The sequence below is a fragment of the Saccharothrix australiensis genome, from assembly GCF_003634935.1.
Lineage (GTDB): Bacteria > Actinomycetota > Actinomycetes > Mycobacteriales > Pseudonocardiaceae > Actinosynnema > Actinosynnema australiense.
On the sequence record NZ_RBXO01000001.1, the window covers coordinates 4,088,478 to 4,108,044 of the forward strand.

16 protein-coding genes are annotated in these 19,567 nt (G+C 74.6%); 8 read left to right on the plus strand and 8 right to left on the minus strand.

What is annotated here, in order from left to right; all coding sequences use genetic code 11:
- Positions 1-34: 34 nt before the first annotated feature.
- Complete coding sequence (locus C8E97_RS17570) at positions 35-694, minus strand: response regulator (protein WP_121011748.1); 660 nt, start codon at positions 692-694, stop codon at positions 35-37.
- Between the two features lie 249 nt (positions 695-943).
- Between C8E97_RS17570 and C8E97_RS17575 the strand changes: the two genes are divergently transcribed.
- From C8E97_RS17575 to C8E97_RS17595, 4 genes are all read left to right on the plus strand, one after another.
- Entirely contained in the window at positions 944-1,813 is an 870-nt protein-coding gene (locus C8E97_RS17575) for a universal stress protein (protein WP_121006699.1), read from the plus strand.
- A 49-nt stretch (positions 1,814-1,862) separates the two neighbouring features.
- Positions 1,863-4,214, plus strand: coding sequence for a phosphoketolase family protein (locus C8E97_RS17580; RefSeq protein ID WP_121006700.1), 2,352 nt, complete (start codon positions 1,863-1,865; stop codon positions 4,212-4,214).
- Positions 4,202-5,362, plus strand: a complete 1,161-nt coding sequence (locus tag C8E97_RS17585) for an acetate/propionate family kinase (RefSeq protein ID WP_425470540.1) — start codon at positions 4,202-4,204, stop codon at positions 5,360-5,362. Before C8E97_RS17580 ends, C8E97_RS17585 begins: the two co-directional genes overlap by 13 nt.
- Before the next feature lie 706 nt (positions 5,363-6,068).
- Positions 6,069-7,358 (plus strand): YcaO-like family protein, encoded by a 1,290-nt coding sequence (locus C8E97_RS17595; RefSeq protein ID WP_121006702.1) that lies wholly within the window; start codon positions 6,069-6,071, stop codon positions 7,356-7,358.
- Between the two features lie 4 nt (positions 7,359-7,362).
- Here C8E97_RS17595 and C8E97_RS17600 read toward each other — a convergent pair whose 3' ends face one another.
- Positions 7,363-9,012 (minus strand): cellulose binding domain-containing protein, encoded by a 1,650-nt coding sequence (locus C8E97_RS17600; RefSeq protein WP_121006703.1) that lies wholly within the window; start codon positions 9,010-9,012, stop codon positions 7,363-7,365.
- A 185-nt stretch (positions 9,013-9,197) separates the two neighbouring features.
- Here C8E97_RS17600 and C8E97_RS17605 point away from each other — a divergent pair, with 185 nt between their 5' ends.
- A complete protein-coding gene (locus C8E97_RS17605) occupies positions 9,198-9,503 on the plus strand; it encodes a hypothetical protein (protein WP_147455152.1) in 306 nt (101 codons plus the stop codon).
- Between the two features lie 5 nt (positions 9,504-9,508).
- Entirely contained in the window at positions 9,509-10,546 is a 1,038-nt protein-coding gene (locus C8E97_RS17610) for a cysteine synthase family protein (protein ID WP_211347246.1), read from the plus strand.
- A 78-nt stretch (positions 10,547-10,624) separates the two neighbouring features.
- Here the strand turns inward: C8E97_RS17610 and C8E97_RS17615 are convergent, their stop codons facing one another.
- On the minus strand, positions 10,625-11,536 hold the full coding sequence (locus C8E97_RS17615) for a LysR family transcriptional regulator (protein WP_121006706.1): 912 nt from the start codon (positions 11,534-11,536) through the stop codon (positions 10,625-10,627).
- Positions 11,537-11,610: 74 nt separating this feature from the next.
- Between C8E97_RS17615 and C8E97_RS17620 the strand changes: the two genes are divergently transcribed.
- Positions 11,611-12,516, plus strand: a complete 906-nt coding sequence (locus tag C8E97_RS17620; protein WP_246018959.1) for a DMT family transporter — start codon at positions 11,611-11,613, stop codon at positions 12,514-12,516.
- A gap of 75 nt (positions 12,517-12,591) precedes the next feature.
- On the opposite strand, the gene C8E97_RS17625 is transcribed toward C8E97_RS17620, so the two are convergent.
- Together C8E97_RS17625 and C8E97_RS17630 are read right to left on the minus strand one after the other, a co-directional pair.
- Positions 12,592-13,083, minus strand: a complete 492-nt coding sequence (locus C8E97_RS17625) for a Gmad2 immunoglobulin-like domain-containing protein (RefSeq protein WP_121006708.1) — start codon at positions 13,081-13,083, stop codon at positions 12,592-12,594.
- Between the two features lie 219 nt (positions 13,084-13,302).
- Complete coding sequence (locus C8E97_RS17630; protein ID WP_246018960.1) at positions 13,303-14,127, minus strand: SDR family oxidoreductase; 825 nt, start codon at positions 14,125-14,127, stop codon at positions 13,303-13,305.
- A 104-nt stretch (positions 14,128-14,231) separates the two neighbouring features.
- On the opposite strand from C8E97_RS17630, the gene C8E97_RS17635 reads away from it, so the two are divergent.
- On the plus strand, positions 14,232-14,630 hold the full coding sequence (locus C8E97_RS17635; protein WP_121006710.1) for a winged helix-turn-helix transcriptional regulator: 399 nt from the start codon (positions 14,232-14,234) through the stop codon (positions 14,628-14,630).
- Positions 14,631-14,739: 109 nt separating this feature from the next.
- On the opposite strand, the gene C8E97_RS17640 is transcribed toward C8E97_RS17635, so the two are convergent.
- The 3 genes from C8E97_RS17640 to C8E97_RS17650 all read right to left on the minus strand — a co-directional run bounded on the left by C8E97_RS17640 (position 14,740) and on the right by C8E97_RS17650 (position 19,495).
- Complete coding sequence (locus C8E97_RS17640) at positions 14,740-15,678, minus strand: RCC1 domain-containing protein (protein ID WP_121006711.1); 939 nt, start codon at positions 15,676-15,678, stop codon at positions 14,740-14,742.
- A 233-nt stretch (positions 15,679-15,911) separates the two neighbouring features.
- Positions 15,912-17,768, minus strand: coding sequence for an ABC transporter ATP-binding protein (locus C8E97_RS17645; RefSeq protein ID WP_121006712.1), 1,857 nt, complete (start codon positions 17,766-17,768; stop codon positions 15,912-15,914).
- Positions 17,765-19,495: an ABC transporter ATP-binding protein gene (locus C8E97_RS17650; RefSeq protein WP_121011754.1), complete on the minus strand. Its 1,731-nt coding sequence runs from the start codon at positions 19,493-19,495 to the stop codon at positions 17,765-17,767. The genes C8E97_RS17645 and C8E97_RS17650 overlap by 4 nt, the downstream gene beginning before the upstream one ends.
- Positions 19,496-19,567 lie beyond the last annotated feature (72 nt).

Consider the following 19,567-nt stretch of genomic DNA (forward strand, 5'->3'; position numbering starts at 1 on the left):
CGCAGTGCCCCACCCCCGCAGTGCCGTGCTGGGGTCAGCCGTCCTCGCGGGACGACGAGGCGGGTCGGCGCAGGCGCGTCGCCAGGACGGCGGCCTGGGTGCGGCGCTCCAGCCCGAGCTTGGTCAGCAGGTGGGAGACGTAGTTCTTGACGGTCTTCTCCGCCAGGAACATCCGCTCGGCGATCTGCCGGTTGGTCAGCCCGTTGCCGATGTGGTCGAGCACCACCCGTTCCTGCTCGGTCAGCGCGCGGACCGGGTCGCCCTCCTCGCGTTCCCGCCGGATGCGGCTGAGCAGCGCCGACGTCGACCGGGCGTCGAGCAGGGACTCGCCGGCGGCCACCGTGCGCACGGCCGACACCAGGTCGGTGCCCACGATGCGCTTGAGCACGAAACCCGCCGCCCCCGCCATGATCGCGTCGAACAGCGCCTCGTCGTCGGTGAACGAGGTCAGCATGAGGCACCGCAGCTCCGGCAGCCGCGACCGCAGCTCGCGGCACAGCTCGATGCCGTTGCCGTCGGGCAGGCGCACGTCCAGCACGGCCACGTCCGCCTCGCTGACCGGCACGCGGGCCAGCGCCTCGGCCACCGAACCGGCCTCGCCGACGACCTCCAGGTCGTCCGCGTCGTTCAGGAGCTCCCTGACCCCGACCCGCACCACCTCGTGGTCGTCCACCAGGAACACCCTCGCGCCCACCGCACCCACCTCGCCGTCGTCGTGACCCCCGATCTTCACCCTCCCCGGTCGGGCACGCCACCGGACAGGGCCGAAGTGCCCTGCCGAAGGCGCGCAGGGCCTGCTCCGCCCGCCCCGCCGGTCGCACGCGCACCCCGGCCGAAGGGCCCCGGCCGGTCGGGACCTCGGACCGCGTACCGCCTGCCGGGGCGCGCCCGGCGTCGTTGCCGTCGACGCGCGGGTTCGGTGCACTTCGGAAAGGATTGCGGCATGAGCGTTCCGATCGTGGTGGGCGTGGACGGTTCGGCGTCGGCGCTGACGGCTGTCGGGTGGGCCGCCGAGGAGGCCGCCCGGCACCGCGTGCCGCTCAAGCTCGTGCACGCCTACCTGCTGCCCACGCGTGGCTACCCGGACGTCATCCTCATCGGGCACGAGGTGCGCCAGGCCCTGGAGGAGCAGGGCAGGCGGTGGCTGGCCGAGGCGGAGGCCGCCGCCCGCGCCGCGGCCGACGTCGAGGTCGTGGTGTCGCTGGAGCACTCCGGCGCGGCGGGCGCGATGGTGTGGGAGTCCAAGCGGTCGCGACTGGTCGTGCTCGGGTCGCGCGGGCTCGGCGGGTTCGCGGGCGTGCTGGTCGGCTCGGTCGCGGTGGCCGTCGTGACGCACGGCGAGTGCCCCGTCGTGGTGGTGCGCGGTGCGACGCCCGCCGGGGGCCCGGTGGTGGTCGGGGTGGACGGCTCGCCGGCGAGCGAGCAGGCCGTGGCGTTCGCGTTCGAGGCCGCGTCGACGCGCGGCGCACCGCTGACGGCCGTGCACGCGTGGACCGACTTCGCGGTCGACGGGCCGTACGGCGACCGGCTCGCGGTGGAGTGGGCGCGGGTGGAGGACGAGGAGCGCCGCGTGCTGGCCGAACGCCTCGCCGGGTGGCAGGAGCGGTACCCGGATGTCAGGGTGGACCGCGTGGTGGTGCGCGAACGGCCGGCGCGCGCGTTGCCGGCGCTCGCGGCGGACGCCCGCCTGCTGGTGGTGGGCAGCCGGGGCCGGGGCGGCTTCAAGGGGATGCTGCTCGGGTCCACCAGCCAGACCCTGGTCCACCACTCGCCGTGCCCGCTGGCCGTGGTGCGCCCGCCCTCGACGGACTGACCGGAACGCCCACGACCTGACCCGAACGCCCACGACGCCGGGGAGAGAGATGACGGGCAACACCGCAGCGGACCTGTCGCTGGTCGACGCCTACTGGCGGGCCGCGAACTACCTGTCGGCGGGCCAGATCTACCTGCTGGACAACCCGCTGCTGACCGAGCCGCTGACACCGGCGCACATCAAGCCCCGCCTGCTGGGGCACTGGGGCACGACGCCGGGCCTGAACTTCGTGTACGCGCACCTGAACCGGGTGATCCGGGCGCGCGGGCGGGCCGTGCTGTTCGTGACCGGCCCCGGTCACGGCGGTCCGGCGCTGCTGGCCAACACCTGGCTGGAGGGCTCGTACTCCGAGAACTACCCGGACGTGCCGCGCGACGGCGACGGGATGCGGGCGCTGTTCCGGCAGTTCTCGTTCCCCGGCGGGGTGCCCAGCCACGTCGCGCCCGAGGTGCCGGGCTCGATCCACGAGGGCGGCGAGCTGGGCTACTCGCTGGCGCACGCGTTCGGCGCGGCGTTCGACAACCCCGACCTGCTGGTGGCGTGCGTGGTGGGCGACGGCGAGGCGGAGACCGGTCCGCTGGCGGCGAGCTGGCACGGCAACAAGTTCCTGGACCCCGCCCACGACGGGGCGGTGCTGCCGATCCTGCACCTCAACGGCTACAAGATCGCCAACCCGACGCTGCTCGCGCGCATACCGCACGAGGAGCTGGACGCGCTGCTGCGCGGCTACGGCTACGCGCCGTCGTACGTGGAGGGCGACGACCCGGCGGCGATGCACGCCCGGATGGCCGAGGCGCTGGACGGCGTCGTGGACGACATCGCCCGCATCCGGGAGGCCGCCCGCGCCGGGAGCGCCGAGCGCCCGCGTTGGCCGATGATCGTGCTGCGCAGCCCGAAGGGCTGGACCGGTCCGTCCGAAGTGGACGGTCTGCCGGTGGAGGGCACGTGGCGGTCCCACCAGGTGCCGCTGTCGGGTGTCCGGGACAACCCCGAGCACCTGCGGCTGCTGGAGCGGTGGCTGCGGTCCTACCGGCCCGAGGAGCTGTTCGACGAGCGGGGGCGGCCCAGGCCGGAGCTGCTGGACCTCGCACCGCGCGGCGACCTGCGCATGGGGGCGTCCCCGCACGCCAACGGCGGCCTGCTGCTGCGCGCGCTGCGGATGCCCGGCACCGCGCCGTACGCGGTGGAGGTCGCCAAGCACGGCACCACGAACTCCGAGCCCACCCGTGCCCTGGGCCGGATGCTGCGCGACGTGATGGCGCTCAACGCCGAGGAGCGCAACTTCCGGCTGTTCGGGCCGGACGAGACCGCGTCGAACCGGCTGGACGCGGTGTACGAGGTGACCGGGAAGCAGTGGCAGGCCCAGCGGCTGCCGACCGACGAGCACCTGGAGGCCGGCGGCCGGGTGGTGGAGGTGCTGTCGGAGCACCTGTGCCAGGGTTTCCTGGAGGGCTACCTGCTGTCCGGGCGGCACGGGTTGTTCAACTGCTACGAGGCGTTCACGCACATCGTGGACTCGATGTTCAACCAGCACGCGAAGTGGCTCAAGGTGCACCGGCGGCTGGCGTGGCGGCGGCCGGTGGCGTCGCTGAACTACCTGCTGTCCTCGCACGTGTGGCGGCAGGACCACAACGGCTTCTCCCACCAGGATCCGGGCTTCATCGACCACGTGATGAACAAGAAGGCCGAGGTGGTGCGGGTCTACCTGCCGGCGGACACCAACACCCTGCTGTCGGTGGCCGACCACTGCCTGCGCAGCCGCGACTACGTCAACGTCGTGGTCGCGGGCAAGAACCTCACGCCGGACTGGCTCGGACCGGAGGAGGCGGCGCTGCACTGCGCGCGCGGCGCGGGCATCTGGGACTGGGCGGGCACCGCCGAGGACGAACCCGACGTGGTGCTGGCCTGCGCGGGCGACGCGCCGACGATGGAGGTCATGGCCGCCGCCGCGCTGCTGCGCGAGCACCTGCCGGAGCTGGACGTGCGGGTGGTCAACGTGGTCGACCTGATGCGCCTGCAACCGGACACCGAGCACCCGCACGGCATGACCGACCGGGAGTTCGACGCGCTGTTCACCCCGGACAAGCCGGTGATCTTCGCCTACCACGGCTACCCGTGGCTGATCCACCGCCTGACCTACCGCCGCGCCAACCACCACAACATCCACGTGCGCGGCTACAAGGAGGAGGGCACCACCACCACGCCGTTCGACATGCTGGTGCTCAACGACATGGACCGCTACCGCCTGGTCGTCGACGTGGTGGACCGCGTGCCCGCGCTCGGGGTGCGGGCCGCCGGGCTGCGCCAGCTCATGACCGACCAGCGCGCCCGGCACCACACCCACATCCGCGAGCACGGCGAGGACCTGCCCGAGATCCGCGAGTGGGCGTGGCCGTACTGATGGGCGGCGTGCCGGTGGGCGGTGGGGTCCTGGTGGTCAACGCGGGCTCGTCGAGCCTGAAGCTGTCCGTGCTGGGCGAGGACGACTCGGTGCAGGCCCAGCGGCACGTCGAGCGGTGGGACGGCACCGGCGGCGTCGCCGACTTCCTCGCCGACGCGCCGGAGGTCGTCGCCGTGGGCCACCGCGTGGTGCACGGCGGGCCGGACTTCACCGCGCCGGTCGTGGTGGACGAGCGGGTGCGCGCGGGCATCGAGCGGCTGACCGACCTCGCCCCGCTGCACCAGCCGAGGGCGCTGGCGGGCATCGCCGCCGCCACCGCCGCCCTGCCGGACGTGCCGCAGGTGGCGTGCTTCGACACGGCGTTCCACCACACCATGCCCGCCGCCGCCCGCACCTACGCGCTGCCCGCGCCGTGGCGGCGGGACTGGGGCCTGCGCCGCTACGGCTTCCACGGCCTGTCGCACGCCTACGCGGCGCGGCGCGCGGTGGCGCTGGCCGGCGGCGGGTCGCGCGTGGTCACCTGCCACCTCGGCGCGGGGTGCTCGCTGGCGGCGGTCCGCGACGGGCGTTCGGTCGACACGACGATGGGCTTCACCCCGCTCGCGGGCCTGGTGATGGCCACCCGCAGCGGTGACGTGGACCCCGGCCTGCTGACGTGGCTGCTGCGCACCGGCCGGCTCGGCGTGGCGGAGCTGGACGAGGGGCTGGAGCACGGGTCGGGCCTGCTCGGCGTCGCGGGCAGCGCCGACCTGAGGGAGGTGCACCGGGCGGCGGACGCGGGCTCCCGCGACGCCGCGCTCGCGCTGGAGGTGTTCGTCCACCGGCTGCGGCAGGGGGTCGCGGCCATGACGGCGTCGCTGGGCGGCCTGGACCTGCTGGTGTTCACCGGCGGGGTGGGCGAGCACGACGCCGCGGTGCGGGCGCGGACCGTCGAGGGCCTGGGTTTCCTGGGCGCGGAGCTGGACGAGCGGCGCAACCACGGCCGGTCGGGCGGTGACGCGCCCATCGCGGCGGAGGGCTCGGCGGTGGGCGTGTGGGTCATCGAGGCGCGGGAGGACGTCGAGATCGCCGCCGGGGTGCGCGCGGCGTTGGCCGACCCGGCCGCGGGTGGGCCGACCTCGCCGCGCTCGCCGGACCGGGTGCGGTGACGCTCGTCGACCCGTCGCCGGTGTGGGAGGTCGTGGGGGCCGGGGTGCGGTTGGTCGGCGAGGGCGTGGGGGCGGTGGAGGACCCCGTGGCGGTGCGGCGGACGTGCCGGAGGTGCCGGTGGCCCGCACCCGGTCGGGCCCCGTCCGGCCGCGCTCCACCGAGCCGGGCGCGTACCGGGGCCGCCGGTGCGGTGGCCGGCTGGTCGCGGTGACGGGTGAACGACCGCGCCCGCCGGGCTCGGCGGAGATCGGCGGAGCCCCTGCGCGTCGGACCGCCCGGTCGACCCGGTGGCGGGCGGTCGTGACGTCGGGTCAACGCCGGCCGGGGCGTCCGACCCCTGAGCGGTGGGTGTCCGTCGATGCGGTCGAATCCGCGCCGCCGCCGGTGCGTCACGAGTAGGCCGGAAGGCGGGCGGCGGTGTTCCACGCCCGTTCGACCACAACGTGCAGGGAGTTCGTCATGGGTTTCTACAGGGACTGGCGTTGGGACGACGACAGCGCCGAGGTGTCGTTGACGGTGGAGGAGCAGCAGGCGCTGGCCGAACTGGAGGAGCAGGGGCCGGTGGTCGCGCGCTGAAACCCCGCACGCGGGCGGGGGACCGCTCACGGGTCCTCCGCCCGCGCACGGCCGTCGCACGGCGCGGTGGCCGTCGGCGCGGTCGGCACGCCCGCGCCCGCCACCTCCCAGCACACCCGAGGAGCGGCCATGTGCCCATCACCGACCACCGGCGCGACCGCCACCGCGAGCGGGGTCGGCACGCGGTCCGGTGAACGCGCCGTCGACCTCGACCTGGCCTGGTGGCACGGTCGGCGCGCCGTCGCCGAGCTGGGGCTGACCGCCCGGCTGCGGCCGGTGCCGCCGGGGGAGCCGGGCGCGTGGGTGTGCGCGCTGCACCGCGACGGCCGCCCGACGCCCGAGGGCGTCGGCGCGGGCAAGGGCGTCGACGCCGCCGCTCGGGTCGGTGCGCTGTTCGAAGCGCTGGAGCACCACCTCGGCAGCGAGGTCGCCCTGGACCGGGTGCGGGTGGCCCGCGCGCACGAGGTCGCGGAGGACCCGACCGGCGACGCCGTGCTCGCCCTGCTCGCGGCGGGCCCCGACCGGCCGCTGGGGTGCCTGCCCTACCGGGACCTGCTCGACGGCTCCCGGCGCGACCTGCCGCTCGTCCTGTCCACCCCCGACTACCTGCGCCCCGGCCTGGCCGCCGCGCGCGAGGCGCTCGGCGACACCTACGACTACTCCGCCGCCCGCCGCTACTGCTTCAACAGCGGCTGGGCCGCCGGCGTCACCGCGACCGACGCCGCCGTGCACGCGGTCAACGAGATCGTCGAGCGCGACGCCATGTCGTTGTTGCTCGTCGAGCGCTTCCTCGCGCCCGTGCCCGCGCCGCTGCGCGTGGTCCGCCCCGAGACCCTGCCGACCGACCTCGCCGACCTGCACCGGCGGGCCCGCGAACTGGTGCGGCGGCCGGTGCACCTGGTCGACATGACCACCGACCTGGGCGTGCCCGCCTACTGGGCGCACGTGCCCGCCGACCAAGGCGTGCCCGCCCGCGTCCGGGGGTGCGGCGCGTCGCTGTCGGCCCGCCGCGCCGCCGAGCGCGCCCTGACCGAGCTGATCCAGATCCACGGCGTCGCCACCCACGAACCCGAACCGCGGCCCGCGCGCCGCTTGCGGACCACCGCACACACCGTGCTGCACCGCTGCCACCTGGCCGACCTGACCGGCCCCGGCGACGTGCGGGAGGTGGCGTTCGCCGACACCGACGCCCCCGCCACCCCGCAGGGCCACCTCGACGCCCTGCTGGACCGCCTGGACCGCGCCGGGCACCGCGCGTGGGCCTGGCCGCGGCACGTCACCGACCACCTGGCCGTGCTGAACGTCTGCGTGCCGGGCCTGGAGCGGTTCGTGCTCGTCACCGACGGCGCCCTGGTCCTGCCCGGACGGCGCGGGCACGCCCACCGCGCCGCCTGCCGGGCGGCCCGCGCGGGCGGCTGAGCCGTCACGGCGTGACGGCGATGTTGGTCAGCCCGACGACCGCCCGCGTCACGGTGTTCGACGCGTGCACGACGTTGGGCAGCCCGGCGCACTTCGAGGTGGAGGTGACCTTCACGGCGTACCGGCCGACCCCGCCGAGGTCGGAGCGGTTGCCGCGCCAGACGTTGCCGCAGCCGTTGGGGAACGACGGCGTGGTGGCCGGGTTGTGCGTCTCGTAGCCGTTGGCGAACGCGCCCGGCGCGGCGAACGTCCCCGTGTTGTCCTCGATCGCGTAGCGGACGCCCTTCACGTCGATCCACGAGTCGGCGGAGTTCTGGCCGGAGATGCCGCTGCCGTCGAAGGTGTTGCCGCGGATGACCCCGTCGGACGTGCCCTCCTTGACGTCGACGGGCTCCGCCGCGACGCCCGGCCCGATCCGGTTGCCCAGCACCCGGACGCGGTCGCTGCGGTCGACGCCGCCGGAGTTGCCGTGGCAGTCCCAGTTTGAGTGCGCCGAGCCGATGTAGACGCCCTCGCCGTAACCCGGCTGGGCCAGCCCGGTGTCGGTGACGGTCGAGTCGCGCAGCACGCCGTCCGCCGACGAGCGCCGGAAGTGCACGCCCTCCTCGGCCACGTGGTGCACCGACACCCGCGTGATCACCGTGTGGTGGGAGTCGTCGACGACGATGCCCTTCTTCGAGTCCCGCACGGTGAACCCGGTCAGGTTCCAGTGCGGCGCGCCGTGCAGCCACAGCCCGTAACCGGGGTGCCCGCCGGCGGTCGGCGTCGGGCAGGACTGCCCGGCCCCCGACGGGCCGTCGTTGACCAGGACGGCGTCGGCGGGCCCGGTGAGCGTGATCGGCGCGGACGCCGTGCCGGGCCGGGTGGCCGTGAACGCGCCGCGGTAGACGCCCGCCGCGAGGCGGATCGTCCGGCCGGGCACGGCGTCGGCGAGGGCGGCCCGCAGCTCGGCGGCGGTCGAGACGTCCGCGGTGGACCCGCCGTCGGGCGCGCCGGTGGTGGCGTGGACGGCCGTGCTGGGCGGGGAGGTGTTGCCCGCCGCGTCGCGGGCGCGGACGGTGAACGCGTAGCCGGCGCCGGGCAGCAGCCCGGTGACGGTGGCGGTGGTGGCCGTGGCGGTCGCGACCACCGTCGACCCGTCGAGCACCTGGTAGTCGGTGACGCCGACGTCGTCGGTGGCGGCCCGCCACGCCAACGAGACCGAGCCCGCCGTCACGCCGGTCACGCGCGGCCCGCCGGGGGCGCTCGGCGGCGCGGTGTCGGGGACGGGCACGCCGCCGCACGCGACCCCGTCGACGGTGCAGCCGGTGGGGAGGCCGGATCCGCTGACGGTGAACCCGAACCCGGCGGTGCCGCCGGGGCGGATGCGGCCGTTGGACGCGGCGTTGGCGAACCGGTACCGCTGCCCGGTGCGGGTGAGCGCGGAGTTCCACGAGTTGGTGACGGTCGAACCGGCCGGGAGGTCGAACTCCACGACCCAGCCGGCGGTCTCGGCGTCGCCGGTGTTGGTGAGCGCGAACCCGCCGCGGTAGCCGGTGCTCCACACCGAGTCCTGGCCGAACGCGGCGGTCACCCGCGCCGCCGCGGCCTCGGCGGGCGGGGCGCACAGGGCCACCGCGCAGGCCGCGAGCAGTGCCGACAGGTGTCTTCTCATGCCAGGGGGACCCTTCGGGGCGGTGGGCTCCGGGTGTCGCGGCTCACACCCGTGGTCCGGATCTTTATAGGCACGGTCGGCGCACGCGTCAACGGACCGCGGATTCCGTCGATCATCCGACCATCGGGTCGTCGGGTGTCCGTATGTGCGGTGTGGCCGGCAGGTCGTCGGGTGCCGGTGCCGGTGTGGGGGTCGGGGCTGTCGCGGTGGTGGCGGTCTTCTCCAGCGGTGCGCCGGTCCTCACCTTGGCGGACCTGGCGGCGGCCATCCGGGTGCACCGCGGCGGGATGTCGAGGTGGCCGGGAACCGGCGCGCCGCCCCGTCCGACTCGTACGTGGGACGCGTACGAGCGGAGGACCATGCACTGGTACGAGGAAGCCGACCCGCGGGCGGTGTTCGCCGACGTCCTGCTCCACGGACGTGCGCGAGCCGCCCGTCGCCCGCCGCGCGCCGACGACCCGGCCGCGACCGATCGGCGGGTGCGCCCGTGATCGCCGTGCACGAGCACATCACCGACGCGGTGAAGACGCCCTCGCTGATCCGGCTGTCGCCCAACGTGGTGCTGGTCCGGTTCGAGACGCTGAAGGTGTACGCGGCGCTGGGCGCGGTGCGCGCGCTGCTCGCCGCCGGCACCGTCCGAAGAGGACAGACGCTGGTGGACAGCTCCAGCGGCATCTACGCGCTCGCCCTCGCGATGGCCTGCCACCGGTACGGGCTGCGCTGCCACATCGTGGCGTCCACGACGGTCGACGCCACCATCCGGGCGCAACTGGAGGTGCTGGGCGCGACCGTGGACCGGATGCCGCCGTCCGACGACCTGCGGCTCGACCAGCGCCGTCGCGTCGCCCGCGTGCGGGAGCTGCTGGAGCGGCACCCGGACATGCACTGGATGCGCCAGTACCACGACCCCGTGCACTACCTGGGCTACGCGGAGCTGGCCGACCTGGTGCGGGAGGCGCTCGACCCAGGGCCGCTGGCCGTGGTGGGCAGCGTGGGCACCGGCTCGTCCACCGGCGGCCTGGTGCGGGCGCTGCGCGAGCACGACCCGGCGGTCCGGCTGGTGGGCGTGCAGCCGTTCGGCAGCGTGACGTTCGGCAGCGAGCGGTTCGTCGACCCGGATTCGATCATCGCGGGCATCGGCAGCGCCATCCCGTTCGACAACGTCCGGCACGACCTCTACGACCGGGTGCACTGGCTGGACTTCCGGCACGCCATGTCCGCCACCGTCGCCCTGCTGCGCGACCACGCGGTGTTCGCGGGCCTGTCCACCGGCGCGGCCGACCTGGCGGCCGGCTGGGAGTCCGCCCGCCACCCCGACCACACCCACCTGGTGATCGGGGCCGACACCGGTCACCGCTACACCGAGCGGGTGTTCGCCCGCCACCGGGAGGCGCTCGACCCGGCGGGCCTCGCGCCGGTGGAGATCGAAGCGCTGGACGAGCTGACCCCGCCGTGGTCGGTGATGGACTGGCGTCGCCGCGCCTACGGCGCCCTCGTGCCCGCCCAACTGCGCCGCAAGCACCGCGTGCCCTGACCACCGGGCCGGGCTCGGCGCGGCCCCTCGCGCCGGGTCGGCGTTCTTCGTCGGGCGGGGCGCGTCGGGCGTGGCTCGTCAGGCGGGGTTCCGGAAGCGGGCCGACGCCGCGACCAGCGCGTCCACGCAGGCCCGGATCGCGCCCCGCTCGTCGTCCTCCGCGCGGTTGATCGCGTGGATCGTGCGGTTCAGGGCCGGGCGGGTGGCCAGGACGCGCACGCCCTCCGGCACCGGGTCGCGGCCGAGCCGGGGCACGACGGCCGCGCCCACGTTGCCCGCGACCAGCGCCATCTGCGTCGGGTAGCTGCCGACGGCGCAGCTGATCCGCGCGTCCACGCCCTGCTGCCGCAGCACCCGCACGAGCCAGTCGTGGCAGCCGGAGCCCGCGCTCCAGGCGATCCACGGTATGTCGTCCACCTCCGCCAGGTCGACGACCTTGCGGTGCGCCAACCGGTGGCTCGCGGGCAGGACCAGGTCGGCCACGTCGGACAGCAGGGTGGTCCGCGAGGTCGTGGGCGGCACGGTGGTCGGGCGGTGCTCCCAGCTCTCCAGCACCGCCACGTCCAGCCGCCCGTCGACCACCAGCGGCATGGTCTCCTCGGCCTCGCCCTCGCGCAGCGTCACCGCCAGGCCGGGGTGCCGGTCGCGCAGCGCGGCGAGCACGGGCGGCAGCAGGGCGTGCAGGCTGGTCGGGATCGCGCCGACGCGCAGCGGGCCGGTGAGGTCCTCCCGCAGCAGCTCCAGGTCCGACCGCGCCTTCTCGACCAGGGCGAGGATGTCCGCCGCGTGGCCCGCCAGCACGTGCCCGGCGGTGGTCAGGCGGACGGTGCGGCCGTGCGGCTCCAGCAGCCGCTGACCCGCCTCCCGTTCCAGCTTGGCCAGCTGCTGGGACACCCCGGACGGCGTGACGTGCAAGGCGGACGCCGCCGCCGCGACCGTGCCGTGGGTGGCCACGGCGTGCAGGGCGCGCATCCGCTCCAGTCCGAACACGGAAGAGATGCTACCGAGTTCCGCTCAAGAACATTCGCTTGTCCTTGACGGTCGGGATCGCAGAGGGTGGACCCGTGACCGGCACCGCGACTCGTCCCGCCTCCGCGCCACCGGTCCGCCGCCGGGCGAACCCGGTGCTCCTCGCGCTGGCCGGCAGCTGCTGCGTGGCGCTGTCGTCGGTGTTCATCAGGATGTCCGACGCGAACGGCAGCACCACCGCCTTCTGGCGGTGCCTGCTGTCCCTGCCGGTGCTGGCGGTGCTGGTGTGGTGGGAGCGGCGGCGCGGCGCGGCCCGGCGGAGGCTGCTGCTGCCGCTGCTGGCGGGTGTCGGTCTCGGCGTCGACTTCGTGCTGTGGGGCGACGCGATCGGGCTCGTCGGCGCGGGCATCGCGACCGTGCTGCTGTCGATCCAGGTGGTGATCGTGCCGGCGGCGGCGTTCCTGCTGTACCGGGAACGCCCGTCGAACCGGTTCCTGGTCGCGGTCCCGGTGCTGCTGGGTGGGATCGTGCTCGCGGGCGGCCTGGCCGGCACGCCCGCGTTCGGCCCGGACCCGGTGTCGGGCGCGGTGCGCGCCCTGGGCGCGGGCCTCGCGTTCGCCGCCTACCTGCTGCTGGTGCGGCGGGCCACCGGGCCGGGCAGCCGGGAGCACACGCTGTTCCTGGCCACGGTGTCGGCCGGGGTGGTGGCGGTCGCGAGCGGTGTGCCGACCGGTCGGCTGGACCTGTCGCCGGGGTGGCCCGCGCTGGGGTGGCTGCTGGCGCTGGCGTTGCTCGGCCACGTCGTCGGCTGGTTGCTGATCTCCGCGGCGCTGCCCCGGATGCCGAGCGCGACGGGTGCGACGGTGATGCTGTCGCAGCCCGTCGGCGCGGTGCTGATGGGTGTCGCGCTGTTGGGCGAGCGGCCGAGCGGGTCGCAGGTCGCGGGCTGCCTGGTGGTGCTCGGTGCGGTCGCGTTCGTGGGCGCCGGGCCGCGCGGGTAGCGACCGCGCGGTCGGCAGGTGCCGGCTCGGCTGCTTCGGCGGGCCCGGCGCGCCGGGCCTCGGCGTGCGGTCGGCTCAGCTCTGCGGCACGCGGAGGCCGGTGCCGGGCTCGATCACGTTCGGGTCGGTGATCGTCTGCGGGTTGGCGGCCACCAGCCGGTGGTAGAGGTTGCCGGAACCGTAGTAGCGCGTGGAGATGCCCCACAGGGTCTCGCCGGCGGCCACGACGTGCTCCAGGTACACGCGGTAGCCGGGCAGGATCTTGGTGCCCCACAGCACCGGCACGACCACCTTCTCCAACTCCTCGCCGTCCTTGGGCGAGGTGTGGAAGACCTCCACGAAGAGCCGGTCGAGCGTGAACGCCGCGCCGGAGACGTCGACGGTGAGCTGGAACTGGCCGTGGCCGCCGACGCCGTCGCCCGCCGTGAACCCGCCGGTGACCTCGTCGTGGCCCTCGTGCACGCGATAGGAGAAGCCGGCTTCGAACGCGCCGCCGGCGACACCCGCGATCCGGATGGTGTCGTCGACCAGGTCGTAGGGTCGGGGCTGCTGGACGTCGATGGTCATGGCGGCCTCCCGTCGCTCGGGGGTTGGGAGGCTATCCCATCGGCCGGCGGCCGAACGCGACGCGCAACGGCGTTCACCCGTTCGCCACGGTGGCGGGTCCGGCCGCCGGGACCGCCGCGACCCCGCACGCGCCGCGGCGCGTTGGCAAGTGCCTGGCGCGCTTCACCTTCCGGGCCGCAGGGCGCGCGGACCGCCGTCCGGAACCGCCCGCGGCGCCGGTCAGCGGAAGTCCTCGCGGTGGTCGGCCAACCACTCCCGGAACGTCCGCGCGGGCGCGGAGGTCACCTCGGCCACCGCGGACGTGGGCGGGAAGGGGTGGTCCACCATCGCGGCCTCGACGTCCAGCACCACGTCCACCAGGGACGCCGGCAGCCAGTGCCGCGCCCGCGCCTCGGCGCGGGAGACCTCCTGCCAGCGCAGCGGCCGGCCGATCGCCTCGCCGATGGCGCGCACCCGCTCGATGTTCGTCAGCAGCTCCGGCCCGGTGACCTCGTACTTCCGGCCGTGGTGGGTGCCGTCGAGCAACGCGCGCACCGCGACCGCCGCCAGGTCGGCCTCGTGGACGAGCGTCGCCGCGGCCCGCCCGTACGCGCCGCGCACCACGTCGCCGGCGCGGATCTGCGGCGCCCAGTGCAGGGTGTTGGCCGCGAACCCGTGCGCGCGCAGGAACGTCCACTCCACACCGGCCCCCGTGATCGCCCGCTCCACCTCGGCGTGGTAGCGGGCGATGGGCTGCACCTGCTCGGCGAGCCGGTCGTCCACCGCGCCCGAGGACAGGAAGACGATCCGGCCGACGCGGGCCGCCATGACCTCCACGACCGCTCGGGCCGCGCGCGCGTCGGGCGATGGCCAGACCAGGAACGCCGCGTCCGCGCCGTCGGTCGCCGCGCGGACGGCCTCGGGGGAGAACTGGTCGCCGGCCACCACCTCGGTGCCCGGCGGGAACACCGCACCGGGCCGCCGGGTCAGCGCGCGTGCCGCCACCCCCGCATCGGCGAGCTGCCGCACCACCTGCCGACCGACGTTGCCGGTCGCACCTGTCACCAGAACCCTGCCGTGTGCCAACGCTTTCCTCCTCGTCCGGTGTCGGTGACGGTAGGGGCGCGCGGTGGTGTCGGTAAGGGCTTACCACGACGTAAGCTCCGGACGTGGCGGTAGGCATCCAGGCCGAGGGGCACCCCGGCGGGGCACGGCGTGACGGGTTTCACAGCGACTGTCCGGGCCGGGTGCTGTTCCGGCACGTGGCCAACCGGTGGGGTGTGCTGATCCTGACCGCGCTGCGGCACGGTCCGCTGCGGTTCGCCGCGCTGCGCGACGGGGTCGACGGCATCAGCGAGAAGATGCTGTCGCGGAACCTCCGCGACCTGGTGCGCGACGGCCTGGTGCACCGCGAGGTGGAACCGACGACGCCGCCGGGGGTGACCTACTCGCTGACCCCGCTGGGGGAGCAGCTGGCCGCACGGGTCCACGGCCTGCTGACGTGGGTGGGCGACCACACGCCGGACGTGCTGGCCGCTCGACGCCGCCACGACGAGGCACGGCCTTAGCCGCGCCCGGCGCGGACACCCGCCCCGGCGCGGAGACCCGCCCCGCCACGGTCACCCCGCGCGGCGGTGGCGCGGACGTCCCCGCCGCGTCACCGCCGTCCCGGCCCGCTTACCCGACCAGGGCCAGGCCGCTCACCTCGCCGGCCGCGATCGCGGTGACACCCCACAGGTCCTTCGGGGGCGCCGCGGAGGTGGCGCTGTTGTAGCCCCAGGCCACCACCTTGCCGTCCCTCCTGAGCGCCAGGCTCAGGAACGTGCCGGCCGCGATCGCCACCACCTCGTGCTCGGACAGGGACCACGGCGGCGTGGCCCGGCCGTCGTCGTCGTGGCCCCACCCCACGACGGTGCCGTCGTGTTTGAGCGCCAGGTTGTGGTAGTCGCCGGCGGTGATCGCCTTCACCCCGCCGCCGGCCAGGACACGGGGCACGGACCCCTGTTTCAGGTCGTCGCGGCCCCAGGCCACGATGGTGCCGTCGCCCTTGAGGGCCAGGCTGTGGTAGGCGCCGGCCGCGATCGCCACCACGTCCCGCAGGCCCGCCGGCGGGGTCGCCTGGCCGTGGTCGTTGTTCCCCCATGCCTGGACGCTGCCGTCGGCCTTCAACGCCAGGTCGTGGTGCCCGCCCGCCGCGATCGCCCGCACACCGACCAGCCCCAGCGGCAGGTCGATCGGTTCGGTGCTGTACAGGTTCCGGCCGATGACGGTGCCGTCCGCTCGCAACGCCAGGTCGTGCGACCCGCCGGCCGCGACGGCGACCACCCCGGAGCCCCACGCCGGCGTGTCCCGGCGATAGCCCTGACCCCACCCCACGACGGAGCCGTCGGACCGCAGGGCCACACCGTGCGCGAAGTTCACCGAGATCTTCTTGACGTCACGGAGATCCGCCGGGGGGTTCACGTCGTAGTGGAGGTTGTTGTAGCCCCAGGCGACCAGGGTGCCGCCGGCCGCCGCGCCGGCGTGACCGACGCTCACCAGACCGATCACGAGTGCCGACGCGACGAGCGCCGCGCCCAGGCGGCGCGGTCGGGACACGATGGCGCGCGAGGACATGTGGACTCGACCCCTTCCGGAGGAGAGCGGTGACGTCGAGCATCGCGTCGTCGGTCGCGGTTGTCCAGGGACGCGCGCCCGCGGGCGACCCCGGACAGGCGGTGACCGCGTCACCGACACCCCGTCGCGCGCCCGGCCGGGTCCGCCGCACGCCACCGGCGGGCGCCCCGCGGCTCGGGTCCACCGCACCCCCGCCGGCGGGTGCCCCGCGGCCCGCGGGGCACCCGCCGGAGTCACGACGCGGCGAACTGGGCCTCGTACAGGCGGCGGTACGCCCCGTCGTGCGCGATCAGCTCCTCGTGCGTGCCCTGCTCGACGATCCGCCCCGACTCCATCACCAGGATGAGGTCCGCGTCGCGGATCGTGGACAGCCGGTGGGCGATGACGAAGCTGGTCCGCGACGACCGCAGGGCCGACATGGCGTGCTGCACCAGCGCCTCGGTCCGGGTGTCCACCGAGCTGGTCGCCTCGTCCAGGATCAGCAGCGCCGGGTCGGCCAGGAACGCCCGCGCGATGGTGATCAGCTGCTTCTCGCCCGCGCTGACGTTGGTGCCCTCCTCGTCGATCACGGTGTCGTAGCCGTCGGGCAGGGTCCGCACGAACCGGTCGACGTGAGTCGCGCGCGCGGCGGCCAAGACCTGCTCCTCGGTGGCGTCGGGGTTGCCGTAGGCGATGTTGTCCCGGATCGTGCCGCCGAACAGCCAGGTGTCCTGGAGCACCATGCCGGTCCGGGAGCGCAGGTCCTGGCGGCGCATCGACGTGATGTCCACGCCGTCGAGGGTGATCCGGCCCTCGTCCAGCTCGTAGAACCGCATGACCAGGTTGACCAGCGTGGTCTTGCCCGCGCCGGTCGGGCCGACGATCGCGACCGTCTGGCCCGGCTCGGCGACCAGGGACAGGTCGCGGATCAGCGGCTGGTCCGGCCGGTAGGAGAAGCCGACGCCGTGGAACTCGACGCGCCCGCGCCGCACCGCGGGTGGCGTCGCGTCGACCGGGTCGGGCCGCTCCTCCTCGGCGTCGAGCAGCTCGAACACCCGCTCGGCGGAGGCCACGCCGGACTGCATCAGGTTCGCCATCGACGCGACCTGGGTCAGCGGCTGGGCGAACTGGCGCGCGTACTGCACGAACGCCTGCACCTCGCCCAGCGTCATCGCCCCGGACGTGATGCGCAGGCCGCCGATCACCGCGATGGCCACGTAGCCGAGGTTGGACAGGAACGCCATCACCGGCATGATCAGGCCGGAGATGAACTGCGCGCCCAGCGCCGACGCGACCAGCTCGTCGTTGCGGCGGCGGAACTCCGCCTCGGACTCGCGCTGCCGCCCGAACACCTTGACGAGCTGGTGGCCGGTGAACGCCTCCTCGATGTGCGCGTTGAGCGCGCCGGTCTGCTTCCACTGCGCGACGAACAGCTTCTGCGACCGCTTCCGGATGTGGTTGGTGGCCAGCACCGACGCCGGGATCAGCGCCACCGCGACCAGCGCCAGCAGCGGCGAGATGGTCACCATCATCACCAGCACGCCGACCACGGTCAGCAGCGAGGTCAGCAGTTGGCTGAGGGTCTGCTGGAGGGTGGTCGACACGTTGTCGATGTCGTTGGTGACGCGGGACAGCAGCTCGCCGCGCGGCTGCCCGTCGAAGTAGCGCAGCGGCAGCCGGTGGAGCTTGTCCTCCACGTCGGACCGCATCCTGGACACGAACCGCTGCACGACGTCGTTGAGGATGCGGCCCTGCGCCCAGGCGAACAGCGACGACGCCAGGTACAGCCCGGACACCCACAGCAGCACGACGCCCAGCGCGTCGAAGTCGATGCCCGCGCCCGGTTCCCGCCGCACCCGCGCGAGGACGCCCTCGAAGATGATGTCGGTGGCGTCGCCGAGGATCTTCGGCCCGGCGACGCCGAGCGCGACGCTGACCACGCCGAGGGCGAGCACGACGGCGAGCGCCGACCGCTCGGCGCGCAGCCGGGTCACGAGCCGCCGCGCGGACGACCCGAAGTCCTCCGCCCTGCCCATCGGCATCCCGCCGCCGGGGAAGCCGCCGCCCATGCGGGGCGGTGGCGCGGGCCTGCTGGTCGTGGTGGCGCTCATGCGGCCTGCTCCGAGGTGAGTTGCGACCGGACGATCTCCCCGTAGGTCGGGCAGTCGGCCAGCAGTTCGTGGTGGGTGCCGACGCCGACGACGGAACCGTCGTCCAGCACGACGATCCGGTCGGCGTCGACGATGGTGGACACCCGCTGGGCGACGACGATCACGACCGCGTGCCGGGTGTGCGGCGCGAGGGCGGCGCGCAGCCGGGCGTCGGTGGCGAGGTCGAGCGCCGAGAACGCGTCGTCGAACAGGTAGACCTGCGGTCGGCGGACCAGCGCACGCGCGATGGACAGCCGCTGGCGCTGCCCGCCGGAGACGTTCGTGCCGCCCTGCGCGACCTCGGCGTCGAGCCCGCCCATCGCGGTCACGAACTCGCGGGCCTGGGCGACCTCCAGCGCCGCCCACAGCTCGTCGTCGGTGGCGTCGGGGTTGCCGTAGCGCAGGTTGCTCGCGACCGTGCCGGAGAACAGGTACGGCCGCTGCGGCACCAGGCCGAGCCGTGCGCACAGCGCGTCCGGGTCGATGCCGCGCACGTCCACGCCGTTGACCAGCACCTCGCCCGCGGTGGCGTCGACCAGGCGCGGCACCAGCGAGAGCAGCGTGGTCTTGCCCGAGCCCGTGCTGCCGATGACGGCGGTGGTCCGGCCCGCCTCGGCGCGGAACGAGATGTCGCGCAGCACCGGGTCCGCCGCGCCGGGGTAGCGGAACTCCACGCCGCGGAACTCCACGGACGCCCTGGCGGGCAGTTCCCGGACGCCGTCGGCCGGCGGCGTGACCGACGAGTCGGTGTCGAGCACCTGGATGACGCGCTCCGCGCAGACGGCGGCGCGCGGCACCATCATGGAGATGAAGGTCGCCATCATCACCGACAGCAGGATCTGCATCAGGTAGCTGAGGAACGCGGTCAGCGACCCGATCTGCATCCCGCCGGTCTCCAGCCGGTGCGCCCCGAACCACAGGACGGCGACGCTGGAGCCGTTGAACAGCAGCATCACCACGGGCAGCACCAGCGCCTGGAGCCTGCCGACGCGCAGGGCGACGTCGGTGAGCGCGGCGTTGACGTCGCCGAACCGGCGGGTCTCGGCGCGTTCGCGGACGAACGCCCGGACCACCCGGATGCCGGAAAGCTGCTCGCGCAGCACGCGGTTGACGGCGTCGATGCGCTCCTGCATGAGCCGGAACCGCGGCACCATGCGCACGACGATCAGGCCGACGGCGACGATCATGGCGGGCACGCAGGCCAGCAGCAGCCAGGACAGGCCGACGTCCTCGCGCAGCGCCATCACGATGCCGACCGCGCTCATGATGGGCGCGGTGACCAGCATCGTGCACACCATCACGACCAGCAGCTGCACCTGCTGCACGTCGTTGGTGGTGCGGGTGATCAGCGACGACGGGCCGAACGCCGCAACCTCGCGCGCGGAGAACCCGCCGACCCGGTGGAACACGGCGGAGCGGACGTCGCGGCCGAACGCCATCGCGGTGCGGGCGCTGAAGTAGACCGCGCCCGCCGAGCACAGGACCTGGACGAGCGTGACGACGAGCATCCAGCGGCCCGCGGACAGGATGTAGCCGGTGTCGCCGGTGGCGACGCCGTGGTCGATGAGGTCGGCGTTGAGGCTGGGCAGGTAGAGCGACGCGACGGTGCCGACGAACTGGAGCGCCAGCACGGCGCCCAGCTCCCGCCGATAAGGGCGGAGATATGTCCGAAGTAGGCGGATGAGCACCTTTTCCCCCATAAGAAACGGCACGTGTCTAAAGTATGGGCACGACGGTAGACCCGTCGGATAAGAAACGCA

Excerpts from the sequence above, each read along its gene's own strand:
- C8E97_RS17595 (WP_121006702.1), top strand. The coding sequence starts at position 6,069 with ATGTGCCCATCACCGACCACCGGCGCGACCGCCACCGCGAGCGGGGTC.
- C8E97_RS17640 (WP_121006711.1), bottom strand. The coding sequence starts at position 15,678 with ATGTCCTCGCGCGCCATCGTGTCCCGACCGCGCCGCCTGGGCGCGGCG.
- C8E97_RS17625 (WP_121006708.1), bottom strand. The coding sequence starts at position 13,083 with ATGACCATCGACGTCCAGCAGCCCCGACCCTACGACCTGGTCGACGAC.
- C8E97_RS17580 (WP_121006700.1), top strand. The coding sequence starts at position 1,863 with ATGACGGGCAACACCGCAGCGGACCTGTCGCTGGTCGACGCCTACTGG.
- C8E97_RS17600 (WP_121006703.1), bottom strand. The coding sequence starts at position 9,012 with ATGAGAAGACACCTGTCGGCACTGCTCGCGGCCTGCGCGGTGGCCCTG.
- C8E97_RS17645 (WP_121006712.1), bottom strand. The coding sequence starts at position 17,768 with ATGAGCGCCACCACGACCAGCAGGCCCGCGCCACCGCCCCGCATGGGC.
- C8E97_RS17575 (WP_121006699.1), top strand. The coding sequence starts at position 944 with ATGAGCGTTCCGATCGTGGTGGGCGTGGACGGTTCGGCGTCGGCGCTG.